Below are 15,581 nucleotides of genomic sequence, written 5' to 3'. Positions count from 1 at the left end.
TTTTCTCAAAATAGACCAAATATTATATCATAAAAAAATTTAGTCTAAAAGCATCAAAAAAGCAGATTCTAAATCATACAGATTGCTTTCTATCTTGTCAAGGTTTTTAAAGTCTGTTTTTTCAAAAAGCTCAATATACATATTTTTAGCTTGTTCCTTTAAGAAATCATAAGCCTTTTGGTTTTCTGTCAAAAGTGGAATATCAATTTTGTTTTCTTTTATTATATGGAAAATCTGGATTTTAGTTGGGTCAAAATCTAAAAAGCTGTAATAAGAATAATCTGCAATAATTATACCCTCAAAATTTTTCCAAATTTTGTAAAATTCTCTATAAATAACAGGAGAGAGATTATCTATATTTTTAAAATAAACTATGTCAAAGTCTGCTAAGTTCTCTATCAAAAGACTGTCAGGATTTTGAATTTCTTCCGAAGGAATTATTATAAAAGACTTATCATGTAATCCGATTTCTGGGTCATTTATCAGATAGTTTAATAAAAGTCCTGCAAATTTAGAATCCTGATGTCTTAAAGCTAATCTTTTAAATTTCCCACTGCCAAGCTTTTTAAATGTCTCTATTAAATCTATAAAATCTCCACTTTCTGGAAAATTTTTTTTACAAGATATGGTGTAGTTTACGGGCGATGGAGTTCTTAAGTAAGGTTTTATTTTTAAAGCTGTTAGAATTTTATTCACATAGAAAACAATTTCATTAAGAAAATCTGTCGATTCGTTTACAGACATTCCAAATCTTTTTAACCTGTTGTATAAAATAAATCCGCTTTTTTTGTCATTGTAGACCAAAAAATTAACTGCTAAAAAAACCAAATAGTAAAGGTAGGCTCTTTTTAGATTTCTATTAGAAAGGTTTAAAGGCTCCTGTTTTAGAGACAACATTGGATTTAATAAAAGATGTGCCAACTTATAGCTATCGTTTACTTCCAATAGTATTTTAAATTTTCTTTCTAAAAATCTTCCATTTAAAGATAAATAGTCCTCTCCAAATAGATATTTTTCATATATTCTTAAAGGGTAAGAATAAAATTTAAGAGCATTTTTTAATATACTTTTGTAATTAGAATCTTTTTCTACAAATAAATTTGCTATAGATGAAACGTTCTCTAAAAGTAGTAATAATAATCCCAATTTTCTTTTTGGTTGAAAAGGTATATAAGGAGCAAATTTTTTAAAAGCTTGAACTTTAGTTATATTAAACTGATTAAAACTTTCAAAATTTTCCATTGGATTTTTATAAGTTGCTACAAATAGGTCAAAATACTGATAGCTTAACTTTTTTATTTTATCCATACCAAGTCTTGCTATGGCTGTAGGCAAATCTTTTATTTCTTCTATAACATTTTCAGAAGCTTTGTTTGCTTCTTCTATAATTTTGTTTTTTAAAGGCGGAATTTGATTTATTATAAAAGACAAGCTTTCTGCATCTGCATCTGGGTCATCTACTTCAGAAAGCAGGTTTATAGCATTAATAAAATCTTGAGATATTTTAATGCCTTCAATCTCTTTGTCTGTAATTGTATACTTTTTTGATGTTTTATAACTTTCTATAAATCTTGTATTTTCTTTTATAAATTCAATATCTTCAAACTCTTCTTTGAATGCCAAATCTATTTTTCCTTCTGCTATTTCTAAAACTAAGCATTTATATTCTTTTCCGTTTATCTTAACAGGAATAGTTAATCCTTCTTGAATGAGATCAGTTTTTTTATCTGTTTTTAATCTTAGTAAAGACTTGGAGATAAATTCTATCTCGCCCAGATCATCTATCTTTATACTTTTATTTATATAGTATTTGTCCCATCTTAGGTCTAAACCTAAAGCTTCTTCTTTTGGTTTCGTGCTCTTCTTTTGTTTTTTGTCTCCAAATAATCCCATACTCAACCCCTTTTTAAATTTTATTTTAGCATATATTTATTGTATCATTTTAAACAAAAGAAGGAGTAAACATGAAAGCTTTAGCTTGGATGTCTGAAAAAAGAAAAGAAAATAAAGTTTTATGTAAAGCATGTAATCAAAGATGTGTTCTTGATGTTGGAGAGTATGGAAAATGTGGGATAAGAAAAAATGAAAATGGAGATTTATATCTCACTGTGTATGGTCTTGCTGCTGCTTTTAATATAGACCCAATAGAGAAAAAGCCGTTATTCCACTTTTTGCCGGGAACAGAAATTTTATCTGTAGGAACAGTAGGATGTAATTTTAGCTGTAAGTTTTGCCAAAATTTTGAGATATCACAGTATCCTCAAGAACATAACTATGAAGTTTTCGGAACTACATTAATCCCGGAAACAATCGTAAATATTGCAAAAACAAGAAAAATACCATCAATTGCATTTACTTACAACGAGCCGGTCGTAGTTTTTGAATATGCTTATGATACATTTAAATTAGCAAAGCAAAATGGTATAAAAACTGTATTTGTAAGCTCTGGGTATGAAACTAAGGAAGCTATCGATACGATTAAGCCGTACTTAGATGCAGCAAATATAGATTTGAAGGCATTCACAGATAGATTTTACAGAGAAATTTGCGGAGCAAGATTAAAACCTGTTTTAGACTCAATTGAATACACTTATAAACAAGGAATTTGGATAGAGATAACTACTCTCATAATTCCGGGAGAAAATGATAGCAAAGAAGAGTTAAGGAATATTGCAAGATTTATTGCATCTATAGATAAAAATATACCATGGCATGTATCAAGATTTTATCCAATGTATAAAATGTTAGATAGACCACCTACACCAATAGAAAAATTAAAAGAAGCTTATGAAATAGGCAAGGAAGAAGGCTTGAATTATGTTTATGTTGGTAATGTTTTGGATGAAGACAGAGAATCAACATACTGTCCAAACTGTGGCTTTAAAGTTATTGATAGAACAGGTTATGTTGGACAATATGTTACTAATCATTTAGTAGATGGAAAATGTCCTAAATGCAATACTCCAATAGCCGGAGTTTGGAAGTAATAGAAAAAGCGAGATGGAGTGGAAGACACTCCCTTTACCAAGCCATTCTAAAGGCGGTAAAGAATCTTCCTTTTGCTTTTAAAAAAATTAAAGAAAGAATTTCTTTAGACTTACGTCCTCAGGGCAACAAAGAAAGCGGAATAGTGATAGCTTTGTTAACACTTAGTGTAGTAGAAATCTCCCGTTATGTTGAATTTCTCAAAGATGGTGCTTTAAAATTTTTGTAAGTTTGCTTTTTTGTCATCGTATCTTATGAGTGTTCCAAAATTCTTATAAGTTTTCCCTTGACCCGTCATCCTGAGGGCTTTAGTCTGAAAAATATCTTCTCTTTTAAAGAAGGCGAGAAAGTGAGTAGAGGCAATTCATGAATTACCCTTACAATGAGTAAGTGAGAGTTAAAAGGACGGAGATTATTTATCGGCTACAGAATGACGATGTTGATTTTTAGAGCAGTCTTATTTCTCAAAAATTTTACTTAACAACAATGTTTAAAATCTTCCCTTGAATAAAGATAGTTTTAACAATCTCTTTTCCTTCAATCCATTTTTTAACAGATTCATCTTTTAAAGCGATGTTTAAAACTTCATCCTGAGAAGCATCTACAGGAGCTTTGATTGTTGCCCTTAATTTGCCATTTATCTGGACCGGAATTTCTTTTTCTTTTTCTACTAATAAACTTTCATCATAGTTTGGGAACGGTTGCTGTATAGTATATCCTTTATTTCCAAGCTGTCTCCATAGATAATCAGCCATAAATGGAGTAAATGGAGAGATTAAAAGAATAAATTTCTCAAAGACTTCTCTTAATACTTTTGGATTTTTTTCTTTATAATCATAAAGGGTATTTAAGAGCTCCATCATGGAAGCAATGGCTGTGTTAAACTGAAACCTTTCTATATCGCTTCTTACTTTTTTAATGGTTTGATGAAGTTTTTTTCTTATATTTAGACTTTCTTGTGAAAGATTTTTAAAATCTTCTTCACTGTAAGATATATTTTTAACAAGGTCTAAATTTTCTGAAATGTAATAAAATAGCCTTTTTACAAATCTATGAGCCCCTTCTATTCCGCTTTCTGTCCAATCAAAATTGTTTTCTGGCGGTGCAGCAAATAGTGTGTAAAGTCTAACAGTGTCAGCACCATACTTTTTTACCATTTCATCCGGGTCGACTGTATTGTGTTTAGATTTAGACATTTTATCTGATTTTCCATAAGCATCTTCAAGCTTGGTTAAAACCGATTTATCTAATCCTAATTTATCAAAAAGTAAAACTGCATTATCATTAAGATTTAAATGATTTTCTTCTAGTATTTCTTTAATCGTTTTTCTTTCCATCTTTTACCTCAAATGTTAATATTTAAAGCTTAAAGCCTCACAAGTTTAAAATTTCAAATTTATACGTCGGGTGAGAAATTCAATAAAATTATAAGATTCTTCGCCGGCTGCAGAATGACAAATAAGGTTAACCTTTCTCTAATGTCTATCAATCTACCTTTTTCCGCCATCCTAAGGATGTAAGTCCGAAGAATCTTCCATCTTTTAATTTTTTTTAAAAATCACTTGTTTCTCACTCAAGGCATTAAATATATTTTATCATGCATAAAGATTTATACGTCGGATAAAAAAGTGGGGAGAAGTAAGGGATTTTTCGTACGACTACAGAACGATGATGTAGTTTTTGCAAGTAATCTCAGATTCTTTATAGTAGCTTGAAATTTCCTGCCTGGATAAAGCATAATATTTAATCTTTCTAAAACTCAAAACATTTAAAAGGAGAAAAATGGAGATATTATTACCTATTGCCCATACAGAAATTAATGTAATAGAAGTTTTAATTCTTGGGATTATTGTTGGAGTTTTGTCCGGAATGCTCGGAATTGGTGGTGGCATTATTTTAAATCCAATATTGATAAAAATGGGTATACCTTCCGTAGTGGTAGTTGGAACATCCATTAGTCAGATGATAGGAGCGTCTTTGTCCGGGTTTTTAAACTATCTTAAAGCTGGAAAAGTTGACACAAAAATGGGAAAGTATGTTGTAATATACGGAGTAATAGGTGGTTTTATAGGTGTTTTACTTATAAACTATCTAAAACAATCCGGTGATGTAAAAAGATTTATTCTTCTTGTTTACACTGTATACCTGTTTTTACTTGGTAGTTTTATTTTTTATGAATCTTTTAAAAACAAAGAAAAACACGAACATAAAGCTCCAGAATTTATTAAAAATCTTCCGTTAAAAAAAGATTTTAACGTTGGTCAAGTCTCTTTGATAGTACCGGCAGGTATAGGATTATTATCAGGGTTTCTTGCGGCTGTTATGGGAATCGGCGGTGGGAATTTGGTCGTGCCGGCTTTAATGTATCTTGCAGGCTATGACGTTGTTTCTGCAATTGCTATTAGTGTTTTTCAAATGGTCTTTATCACAAGCTTTTTATCCTTTTTACATTCATACTTTAATCACGGCGTTGATATAATCCTTGGGTTGATTTTGTTGATAGGATCTTCTTTTGGTGCTGTTTTTGGCTCCATTCTTGGTCAGAAAATAAATAGATTTTATCTAAAAGTGTTTTTAGCTGTTTTAATGTTGATAGTTGCTGCATACAGTCTAAAACAATTCTTATCTACAAAACAAAAAGAGATTTTTAACCTTGTTTCAGACAACTTTTTTGCTAATCTCCTTACAAATTACCCGCTTGTATACTCAATTTTGGTAATTGTAATTAGCTTGGTAGTTGGATATATTATCAGTATCATTACGATGAGAATAAAAGATTATTTTATGAAAAAGTTTTTAAACAAATCATGAAAATTGGCTGGATAGATTATCTTAATACTTTGCCATTTCAAATAGAAAGGTTTAGAGATTTCCAAATAGCAAGAGATGTTCCATCAAATCTAAACAAACTTTTGTTTGAAGGCAAAATAGACGTTGGAATAATATCAGCAGCTGAATATTTAGAACATTACTATAAATATTTTATCCTTCCAGACCTTTCTATAAGTTCTTGTAAAGATGTAAAATCTGTCATTCTTGCATCACATATTCCATTAGAAAATATTGAAAAAGTTTATATTACAAAAGAATCTAAAACTTCTGTAAACCTCCTTAGAGTGATTTTTGAAATTTTTTTAAACAAGAAGCCAGAATACAAACCTTTTGAAAGTCTAAAAAATAAACCTTCTGTTCTACTCATTGGAGATAAAGCCTTAAAACATAAGTTTGACTATACATACGTTTACGACCTTTCAAAAATTTGGTTTGATTATACAAACCTCCCTTTTACCTTTGCACTGTGGTGTGTAAATAAAGACTACTTTTTAAACAACAGAGAAAAGATTTATAATTTCCAACGCAAGCTTAAAGAGAATGTTAAAGAATTTTTTGAAAAAATTGATAACAATCCATTAGAAGCAGAAAAAAAAGAGTATCTAAAAAACCTTTCCTACGATTTAACCGACAAACAAATACAATCTTTAAGACTTTTTTCTCAGTATCTAAAACAGCTTAATCTGATTAAAAAACTTCCAGATTTTAGATTTACAGATGGAAAGGTTATAACTGTTGATAACACGATTACACTTTATAACTTTGACTATAACGAAGCATATCATTCAAGTAGTGCAGGAGCATATACAGAAAGCATGCATAAATTTATCATACCTTGCAATATTCAAGAAATCTGTGAAAAAAATAGCAGTATAAACATATTAGATGTTGGCTTTGGACTTGGCTATAATGCATCCACCGCCATAAAATCCTGCTTAGAAAAAAATCCAAACGCAAAAATACAGATAATTTCCATAGAAAAAGATAAAAAATTTTTAGAAAACATAAAGAAAATTAAAATTCCAGAAAACCTAAAACCTGTGTATGAAATATTTTTTAAGATGGTTTTGGACAAACTTACAATAGGAAATAAAATGTTTGATGTTTATAAATACGAAGACAACAATTTAAAAATATCAATTGTTTTAGCTGATGGTAGAAAAGTAATCCAAGCATTAACGTACGAAAATATCAAATTTGATGCTGTTTTTTGGGACCCATTTTCTCCAAAAGTTAATCCAGAAATGTGGGAGCTTGAGCTTTTTAAAAATTTAAGGAAAATCATGAATGATGAAGCAATTTTTGCCACATACTCATCAGCAAAAGAAGTAAAGAAAAATCTATTAGAAGCAGGCTTTAAAATCGGCATGGTAGAGCCGGTTGGAAGAAAATCCTATTCATTGGTAGCAAGCATCAGTGGAGATATTCCGCCTTTACCAGAAAAAGAGATGGAAAAGTTAAGAAAGCATCAGACATAAAACATTAAAGGATGTTTCAAAAATAAACATCGTCATTCTGAAGCCGGCGAAGAATCTCCGTTCTTTTACCTCTCACTTATTCACTCACTTTCTCATCTTCTTTAAAAAAGGAAATCCTTCGGACTAAAGTCCTCAGGATGTCAGTCAAAGGTAAAGTTATATCTGTATATACATTACACAACTCATAGGAATTTTTTAGCACCTTCATAGAGGCAAAACCTGTGTGTTTTGTTTCTATTCACTTACTCACTTATTCACTATATTAACTACCCATTATCTGGAACATCATGAACAACAACATTTTTGCCAGCCATTATAGCTTGTATATTGCAAGCAACTTGAACACCGCTTCCAGCTGCTGCTGCAAACATTGTACTAACTCCGGCAATCAATCCTGCAGCATACATACCCTCTTTTATTTTATAGTCTTGGTCTACTTTTAATTGAACTTTACCCGGTCTTGGAGATTTTTTATTCTCAATAACTTCCACGCCTTCACATTCAATATTAAACTCATGAAAACCGGTAGCAAAAACTACAAAATCAGAATAAAATTCTTTACCATCTTCTGTAATTACTTTAAAGTTTTTATATTCACCCTCAACCTTAACTACTCTTCCATCTATAATTTCAACGTTTCCATACATCTTAGCATGTTCTTTTAACTGGTTAATTGCGTCTTTCCCCAAACTTCCTGGTTTAACTCCTGGGACGTTATTAAGCTTTGCTTTTAATAGGTCAGAAGAATTATTATCAATTACCAAATACTTTCTATTTTCTCCCCAATCAAAGCGCCCTTTTGCTGAAGCAAGCGTTAAAGCACAACCAAGCCCAGCAGGACCACCGCCTACAATAATCACATCATATTTTTCCATTTCTTACCTCCTGTTATGAAATTTTTTACACTACAATAGTTTACAATAGATATCTATACACAGACTATGAGTAATATTATTTCCGTAGCTTTAATCTATTACTTATGGTAGAAAAGGGTATTCCAAATTTTAACTGAGTCTATAAATTAATTAACCTTTTGAACGTCATTCTATATCCGGTAAAGAATCTTCGTTTTGTTTCTCTTCTTTTCAAAGGACATTAAAATAGGAGATCCTTCACTTCGTTCAGGGTGATAAAGGAACCGACGACGTCATTCTGAGCGATAGCGAAGAATCTCCTCTTCTCATTTTTCACTTTCTTTAAATGAGGAGATCCTTCGGCCTTCGGCCTCAGGATAACGAAAAACCACCAATAACGTCATTCTAAAAGCCGTGCGAAGAATTTCTGTCTTTTGTCTTCTTCGCTATTTTTTTTAATATCCAAAAACTCTTAAACCCCATACTTTTCTTTTAATCTGCTTAACAATCTTTCATACAACTCTTTATCTGTATCAAGAAGATTTTTTACTGATTGAACGTCTTTATCTCCTCTTCCTGATAGATTTATAACAACGGATTTAGATTTGTCTAAGCTTTTTGCAATTTCTACCGCTTTTATAATAGCATGGGAGCTTTCTAATGCAGGTATTATTCCTTCTGTTCTTGATAGTAATAAAAATCCTTCTAATGCTTCTTCATCTGTTGCGGTAATATACTCAGCTCTTTTAATTTCTTTCAAAAATGCATGTTCCGGACCAACGCCCGGATAGTCTAATCCGGCAGAAATTGAATGGGTTGATTCTATTTGTCCCCACTCATCTTGAATAAAGTAAGATTTCATTCCATGAAGTACTCCAATGGTACCACCGTTTATACTTGCTGCATGCATGCCAGTTTCTATTCCATAACCGCCCGCCTCTACTCCAACAAGTCTAACCTGTGTATCTTCGATAAAAGGATAAAAAATACCTATTGCATTACTTCCTCCACCAACGCATGCAACTATAACATCAGGCAATTTTCCTTCTATTTCAAGTATTTGCTGTTTTACTTCTTCGCCTATCACAGATTGGAAATCTCTAACAATCATCGGAAAAGGATGGGGTCCAAGTGCTGAACCGATAATGTAATGGGTTGTCTTAACATTAGTAACCCAGTCTCTCAATGCTTCATTAACAGCATCTTTTAAAGTTCTGCTACCAGCTTTTACTATTTTAACTTCTGCTCCAAGCAGCTTCATTCTAAAAACGTTTAACGCCTGCCTTTCTGCGTCTTCTTCACCCATATAAATAGTGCATTCTAAACCAAACAAAGATGCAGCCGTTGCTGTTGAAACGCCGTGCTGTCCTGCCCCAGTTTCTGCTATAATTCTTTTTTTCCCAATTTTTTTTGTAAGCAGGACCTGTCCAAGTGTATTATTTATCTTATGGGCTCCTGTATGTAATAAGTCTTCTCTTTTTAAATAAATTTTTGCTCCACCAACAACATCAGTTAGTCTTGATGCAAAATATAAAGGCGTTGGTCTACCTGCATACTCTGTAAGATAGTATAAAAGCTGTCTTTTAAAGTCCCCATCGTTTTTGATTTTTAAATACTGCTGTTCTAATTCTTCTAAAGCTGGCATGAGTGTTTCTGGTAAGTATTTACCGCCAAATACTCCAAAGTATCCTTTTTCATTCGGATATGTATATTTCATTTCAAAAACTCCTTTTTATTGATTTTTTCTTATTATATTTATTATACCTTGGGTGAGGAACTGATGATTTTCATAGAATTTAAAAAGGAGATCCTTCGGACTAAAGTCCTCAGAATGACAAAGAACGATCCAATGGTGTCATTCTGAGCATTAGCGAAGAATCTCTTATTTTTCAAAAAAAATCAAAAGAGGAGATCCTTCACTTCGTTCAGGATGACAACTTCATACTTTGTCATTCTGCAGCCGACGAAGAATCTCCTACTTTTATTGAATTTCTCATCCAACGTATTTATTTTTTCTTTATTATATTTATTATTTCTTCATTATCAACCTTATTCTTATCAGAAGGAGATGGGCTTTTATCCTTTGGTGTTTCTGGATTTATAGCATCTGGTAGTGGAGTATTTTCTTGTGGTGCTTGCTGAGGTTGTGTTTCGGTAGGATTTTCTAATGGTGCTTCTTGTGGTGGAGGTGGATAAATTTTACTTAAATCAACAGGGTTTCCATCGCAATCAACTTGAGGATATGTTCCATCGACAAAAAGGAAGAATCTTCCAGGACAATTTTCATTAGATACTTTTAACGTAATTGGGTCAATTGGTATGTATATAGTTCCTTCCACTTTCGGAAATTCTTTGTAAGACATACCTCTATTTGCATACAGCATAACATCCATCCAAAGTGGTAAAGCTCCTTCTGCTCCTGCTATACCTTTTCCTATCTGCTTTCTTCTATCATAACCAATCCAGACTAAGGTGGTTAAATCTGGGTCAAATCCTACAAACCATGCGTCTGCATAATCGTTTGTTGTTCCAGTTTTTCCGGCTGTTTGGAATGGTAAAGATGCTGCTCTTGCTGCTGTTCCTTCAGTTGTTACAGCTCTAAGTAAGTCTACCATAACAGCGTTTTCTGGTTTTGGATATACATCTTCACATCTTGGCTCTTGCTGATAAAGTATATTTCCGTTTCTATCTACTACCTTCCTAATAAAGTAAGGTTCACATCTTGTCCCTTGATTTCCAAAGGTTGCATAAACAGTTGCAAGCTCTATTGGTGTTAATTCTGTAGAACCAAGGGCAAGAGAATAATATTTTGGTAATTTTTGTTTTATCCCTAACCTATAAGCTGTAGCAATTACAGGGTCAAAATCTAACTGAGATAGTAAATAAACAGTTGCAGCGTTTAGACTTTTAGCTAATGCGGTTCTTAATATTACATTTCCTCTGTATATTCCATCATAATTCTTAGGTACCCATTCTTTATTTTGACTATAATCCCAGAACGAGATAGGTTCATCTTTTAAAATGGAGATTTGGGTATATCCGTTTTGTATTGCGGTTGCGTATATAATCGGCTTTATAGCAGAGCCTGGCTGTCTTTTACTTTGCAGTGCTCTGTTAAACTGAGACTTTCTAAATTCATATCCACCAACTATTACCCTTATGCCTCCTGTTTTAGAATCTATACTTAACACTACTCCTTCCAAGAATGGCAAGACTTTAAACTTTCTATCTTCTGTATATTTTACATATACATAGCCGTCTTCTTGTAAATTTGCGGTGCTACCTTTAACAAATGCTTCACCTTCTACTTCATCTATCGTGAAAGTTATTTTATTTTTTGAAACAGATTTTATTTTAGCTACATAGATACTATTTGCTATTATTGTCTCCGGACTGACATTTTGAGATTCGTATTTTTGTTTTAAACTTTCAATTTCATCTTTAAAAAGCTTTGGAAATCCAACACGTGCCTGCATCTCTTCAAGCCAATTTTGAAGTCTTTTTTGTGCATAATAATGTAAATCTTTATCTATGGTTGTATAAATTTTTAAACCACCTTGAGAAATAGCATCTTCGCCGTATCTTTCAACAACCCACTGTCTAATAAGCTCTACAAAATAATCGTTAAATGTATCTGTCTTTATAACTCCGGCGAGTTTTATAGGTTTTTCAACGCATCTTTGATATTGATGCTCATCTATATAGCCTTCTTCTAACATTCGCGTTAGAACAACTTTTTTTCTTTTTTCAGCAAGGTCTAAATTTTGGTATGGATTGTATTTTGTAGGTGCTTTTGGAAGTCCGGCTAATACAGCAGCATCACAAACACCCAACTGCCATACATGTTTTCCAAAATATGTTTGGGCTGCCGCTTCTACTCCATAGCTTCCTTGTCCTAAATAAATTTGATTAAGATACATTTCAAGAATTTTTTCTTTTGAATAAACTTTGTTTAATCTAAGCGCCAAGATTATTTCTTTAATTTTTCTGTTTATACTTCTTTCCGGTGTTAAGAATAAGTTTTTAGCAAGCTGTTGAGAAATTGTACTTCCACCTTCTACAACGCCGCCGCTGAAAATATTTCTAATAAAAGCTCTTAGTATTCCAAAAAAATCTATTCCAGGATTTTCGTAGAATGTTTTATCTTCTACAGCTATAAATGCTTTTTTTACATGGTCTGGAATTTTATCAATAGAGACATAGTATCTTTTTTGAACGTAAAGCTCTGAAAATACTCTATCTTTATAATCGTAGATTACGGATGCTTCCGGTGGTTTCCAATTTTCAAGCTCTTTTACATCTGGTAGGTCTCTTGTGATGATAAAAACGTACAAGCCAAGAATAAGTGTAAGTATCGAGGTAAAGCCTATCAGTCCTAAAATAATTTTTTTCTTCAAAATCTGTCCTTTTAGCTGAAAGTTAATAGATTATAATATTATACAATTTTGCCAAAGAGGTGTAAGAATTTGAGCGAGAGAATGGAAAAAATCAGAAACTTTTCTATAATAGCCCATGTAGACCATGGAAAATCAACCTTAGCAGATAGACTTATTGAGTTTACAGGTGGGTTAGAAAAAAGAGAAATGAAAGAACAGCTTTTAGACACTCTTGACATAGAAAGAGAAAGAGGAATTACTATAAAACTCCAAGCAGTTAGATTAAAGTATAAAGATTATACACTACATTTAATAGATACACCCGGACACGTAGACTTTGGATATGAAGTGTCAAGGTCATTAGCAGCATGCGAAGGGGCATTATTACTCATAGATGCAACGCAAGGAATAGAAGCTCAAACCATAGCTACATTTTGGCAAGCATTAAACCTAAACCTTGAAATAATACCGGTCATAAACAAAATAGACCTTCCATCTGCCGATGTAGAAAGGATAAAAACGCAGATTGCAGAAGTTTTAGGACTTGACCCAGAAGGAGCAATTTTAGCATCAGGGAAAGCAGGCATAGGAATAGAAGATATATTAGAAGCAATAGTAAAAAGAATCCCGCCACCAAAAGGCGATGAAAACAAACCATTAAAAGCTTTAATCTTTGATTCTTACTACGACCCATACAGAGGAGCTGTAGCATTCATAAGAGTTATTGATGGAGAAGTTAAAGTAGGAACAAGAATTAGATTAATGTCAACAGGAAAAGAGTTTGAAGTTACAGAGGTTGGAGCACAAACACCAAAGATGACAAAGCTTGATAGCCTAAAAGCCGGAGATGTTGGCTACGTTGCAGCAGCTATCAAGGACGTTAGAGATATCAGAGTTGGAGATACTATAACAGATGCAAAAAGACCAACAGATAAACCAGTCGAGGGATTTAGACCGGCAAAACCTATGGTATACGCTGGATTGTACCCAACCGGAAACACAACCTTTGAAGATATGAGAGATGCGCTGGAAAGATACTCTATAAATGACTCAGCATTAACCTACGAAGTAGAATCATCTCCAGCCCTTGGAATGGGGTTTAGATGTGGATTTTTAGGTCTGCTTCATCTTGAAATAGTTCAAGAAAGGCTTGAAAGAGAGTATGGTATAGAGCTAATCACAACTGCACCAAACGTTATTTATAAAGTAATCACAACAAAAGGAGAGGAGGTAGAAGTAAGAAATCCATCTCAACTTCCAAATCCAAATGAAATAGACAAAATTTTAGAGCCATACATAGAAGCAAGCATCATTACACCAAATGAGTATGTTGGTTCAATCATGCAACTTGTACAAGAAAAAAGAGGAATTCAAAAAGGTTTTGAATACATAGACCAAAAAACCGTTTTACTTAGATATGAAATTCCACTTGGAGAGGTTTTATTTGATTTCCACGATAAACTAAAAACAGTTTCAAGAGGCTATGCATCTTTTGACTATGAATTTATAGGCTACAGAGAAGGTGATTTAGTCAAAATGGACATTCTCATCAACGGTGAGCCGGTAGATGCTTTGTCATTCATAGTTCATAGAGATAAGGCATATAGGGTAGGAAGAAATTTAGTTGATAAAATGAAAGAAGTTATCCCAAGACAACTTTTTGAAGTAAAAATACAGGCAGCAATAGGATCAAAAATCATCGCATCAAATAGAGTAGCACCACTTAGAAGTGATGTATTGGCAAAATGCTATGGTGGAGACATTACAAGAAAGAGAAAGCTTCTTGAAAAACAAAAAGAGGGTAAAAAAAGAATGAAACAGTTTGGCAAAGTAGAACTTCCACAAGAGGCATTTTTAAGCATACTAAAAGCAGATTGAAATTAGAGTTTTTTATGGTGGTAGTATTTCTTATTTGATATAAAACAAGGCACTTATCTAATAGAACTTTTGCCAGATCATTTGAGAGATATATATAAGGAGCATATACCTTGGGTGAGAAATTAGTGATTTTTATAGAATTTAAAAAGGAGATCCTTCGGACTTACGTCCTCAGGATGACAAGGAAAGTGGAAAAGTGGAAGAGTGTAAGGGCGATTCATGAATCGCCCTTACAAAAGTAAAGTTGTCATTCTGAAGCCGTGCGAAGAATCTCCTACTTTTATTGAATTTCTCACCCGACGGATTTAAAAGATATATATAAGGAGCATATATTAGGTGAGAGATTTAAAAAAAATACGAGACTCTTCTCGAGCTTTGGAATGCCAAAAATACCATTCACATAAATCTTATGAAGGGTTGAGATGGACTTAAAAGAGAAAAACGCTTTAATCACAGGTGGTTCTAAAAGGATTGGCAGGGATATTGTTTTAGGTCTTGCCGAGCATGGCTGTAATGTTCTGATTCATTATAACTCCTCCAAAGAAGAAGCTGAAAAAGTCTTACAGCAAGCAAAAAGCTTTGGAGTAAAAGCAGAGATTATAAGGGCAGATTTGCTTGATGAAAACCAGCTTGTAAATTTAGTAAATCAATCACTTAGTATTTTTGGGCACGTAGACATTCTTATAAACAACGCATCAATCTACTACAAAAAACCCTTAGAAGAAGCTACCTTTGAAGATTTAGAAATTTTTTACAAGATACATATAAAAGCACCATTTTATCTATCAAAAGAATTTGGAAAAATTATGTATCAAAGGAAAGAAGGAAGGATTATAAACATAATAGATTATTCAGCTATTCTTCCTTACAAAGATTTTACATCTTACAGCATATCAAAAGGTGGAATGATTACCATGACAAGAGCCTTTGCAAAAGAGTTTGCACCATATGTGCTTGTAAATGGAATATTACCAGGTCCGATCATACCAGCAGAAGGTTTAGATGATATAGAAAAGCCGCTTCAAAAGACATTACTTAAAAAATGGGCGGGTGGTAAAGAAGTCTTTAAAGCTGTAAAATATTTAATAGAAACTGATTTTACAACAGGAGCTTTAATTCCTGTAGAAGGAGGAAGGTTAATATTTTAGATTACATAATTTTTCTTGGCACTGGTGGTG

11 protein-coding genes are annotated in these 15,581 nt (G+C 32.7%); 6 read left to right on the top strand and 5 right to left on the bottom strand.

The window, feature by feature from the left end:
* Positions 1–39 precede the first annotated feature (39 nt).
* On the bottom strand, positions 40–1,893 hold the full coding sequence (locus SYO3AOP1_RS03940) for an HDOD domain-containing protein (RefSeq protein ID WP_012459472.1): 1,854 nt from the start codon (positions 1,891–1,893) through the stop codon (positions 40–42).
* 71 nt (positions 1,894–1,964) lie between these two features.
* On the opposite strand from SYO3AOP1_RS03940, the gene amrS reads away from it, so the two are divergent.
* Together amrS and SYO3AOP1_RS03930 are read left to right on the top strand one after the other, a co-directional pair.
* Positions 1,965–2,987 (top strand): AmmeMemoRadiSam system radical SAM enzyme, encoded by a 1,023-nt coding sequence (gene amrS, locus SYO3AOP1_RS03935; protein WP_012459471.1) that lies wholly within the window; start codon positions 1,965–1,967, stop codon positions 2,985–2,987.
* Complete coding sequence (locus SYO3AOP1_RS03930) at positions 2,978–3,214, top strand: hypothetical protein (protein WP_041674538.1); 237 nt, start codon at positions 2,978–2,980, stop codon at positions 3,212–3,214. Before amrS ends, SYO3AOP1_RS03930 begins: the two co-directional genes overlap by 10 nt.
* 244 nt (positions 3,215–3,458) lie before the next feature.
* On the opposite strand, the gene SYO3AOP1_RS03925 is transcribed toward SYO3AOP1_RS03930, so the two are convergent.
* Positions 3,459–4,322 (bottom strand): class I tRNA ligase family protein, encoded by an 864-nt coding sequence (locus SYO3AOP1_RS03925; RefSeq protein ID WP_012459469.1) that lies wholly within the window; start codon positions 4,320–4,322, stop codon positions 3,459–3,461.
* A 445-nt stretch (positions 4,323–4,767) separates the two neighbouring features.
* Here SYO3AOP1_RS03925 and SYO3AOP1_RS03920 point away from each other — a divergent pair, with 445 nt between their 5' ends.
* Together SYO3AOP1_RS03920 and SYO3AOP1_RS03915 are read left to right on the top strand one after the other, a co-directional pair.
* Positions 4,768–5,796, top strand: coding sequence for a sulfite exporter TauE/SafE family protein (locus SYO3AOP1_RS03920; RefSeq protein ID WP_012459468.1), 1,029 nt, complete (start codon positions 4,768–4,770; stop codon positions 5,794–5,796).
* Complete coding sequence (locus tag SYO3AOP1_RS03915) at positions 5,793–7,295, top strand: MqnA/MqnD/SBP family protein (RefSeq protein ID WP_012459467.1); 1,503 nt, start codon at positions 5,793–5,795, stop codon at positions 7,293–7,295. Before SYO3AOP1_RS03920 ends, SYO3AOP1_RS03915 begins: the two co-directional genes overlap by 4 nt.
* A 266-nt stretch (positions 7,296–7,561) precedes the next feature.
* Here the strand turns inward: SYO3AOP1_RS03915 and SYO3AOP1_RS03910 are convergent, their stop codons facing one another.
* From SYO3AOP1_RS03910 to SYO3AOP1_RS03900, 3 genes are all read right to left on the bottom strand, one after another.
* Positions 7,562–8,170 carry an NAD(P)/FAD-dependent oxidoreductase gene (locus SYO3AOP1_RS03910; RefSeq protein ID WP_012459466.1) on the bottom strand — a complete coding sequence of 203 codons (609 nt, stop codon included), beginning with the start codon at positions 8,168–8,170 and terminating at the stop codon, positions 7,562–7,564.
* Between the two features lie 451 nt (positions 8,171–8,621).
* Entirely contained in the window at positions 8,622–9,866 is a 1,245-nt protein-coding gene (gene trpB / locus SYO3AOP1_RS03905; RefSeq protein WP_012459465.1) for a tryptophan synthase subunit beta, read from the bottom strand.
* A 289-nt stretch (positions 9,867–10,155) separates the two neighbouring features.
* The gene (locus SYO3AOP1_RS03900; RefSeq protein WP_012459464.1) at positions 10,156–12,546 is read right to left on the bottom strand and encodes a PBP1A family penicillin-binding protein; all 2,391 of its coding nucleotides are present in this window, start codon (positions 12,544–12,546) and stop codon (positions 10,156–10,158) included.
* An 81-nt stretch (positions 12,547–12,627) separates the two neighbouring features.
* Between SYO3AOP1_RS03900 and lepA the strand changes: the two genes are divergently transcribed.
* Positions 12,628–14,403, top strand: a complete 1,776-nt coding sequence (gene lepA / locus SYO3AOP1_RS03895) for a translation elongation factor 4 (protein ID WP_198001838.1) — start codon at positions 12,628–12,630, stop codon at positions 14,401–14,403.
* A 422-nt stretch (positions 14,404–14,825) separates the two neighbouring features.
* Complete coding sequence (locus SYO3AOP1_RS03890) at positions 14,826–15,551, top strand: SDR family NAD(P)-dependent oxidoreductase (protein WP_012459462.1); 726 nt, start codon at positions 14,826–14,828, stop codon at positions 15,549–15,551.
* Positions 15,552–15,581: the final 30 nt, after the last annotated feature.

The sequence above is a fragment of the Sulfurihydrogenibium sp. YO3AOP1 genome (genome assembly GCF_000020325.1).
GTDB lineage: Bacteria > Aquificota > Aquificia > Aquificales > Hydrogenothermaceae > Sulfurihydrogenibium.
The sequence above is the reverse complement of the archived record's forward strand: the minus strand, read 5'-3'. Positions and strand labels throughout refer to the sequence as shown.

Coding starts and splice junctions, on each gene's coding strand:
- SYO3AOP1_RS03940 (WP_012459472.1), bottom strand. CDS start 1,893: ATGGGATTATTTGGAGACAAAAAACAAAAGAAGAGCACGAAACCAAAA.
- amrS (WP_012459471.1), top strand. CDS start 1,965: ATGAAAGCTTTAGCTTGGATGTCTGAAAAAAGAAAAGAAAATAAAGTT.
- SYO3AOP1_RS03925 (WP_012459469.1), bottom strand. CDS start 4,322: ATGGAAAGAAAAACGATTAAAGAAATACTAGAAGAAAATCATTTAAAT.
- SYO3AOP1_RS03920 (WP_012459468.1), top strand. CDS start 4,768: ATGGAGATATTATTACCTATTGCCCATACAGAAATTAATGTAATAGAA.
- SYO3AOP1_RS03915 (WP_012459467.1), top strand. CDS start 5,793: ATGAAAATTGGCTGGATAGATTATCTTAATACTTTGCCATTTCAAATA.
- SYO3AOP1_RS03910 (WP_012459466.1), bottom strand. CDS start 8,170: ATGGAAAAATATGATGTGATTATTGTAGGCGGTGGTCCTGCTGGGCTT.
- trpB (WP_012459465.1), bottom strand. CDS start 9,866: ATGAAATATACATATCCGAATGAAAAAGGATACTTTGGAGTATTTGGC.
- lepA (WP_198001838.1), top strand. CDS start 12,628: ATGGAAAAAATCAGAAACTTTTCTATAATAGCCCATGTAGACCATGGA.
- SYO3AOP1_RS03890 (WP_012459462.1), top strand. CDS start 14,826: ATGGACTTAAAAGAGAAAAACGCTTTAATCACAGGTGGTTCTAAAAGG.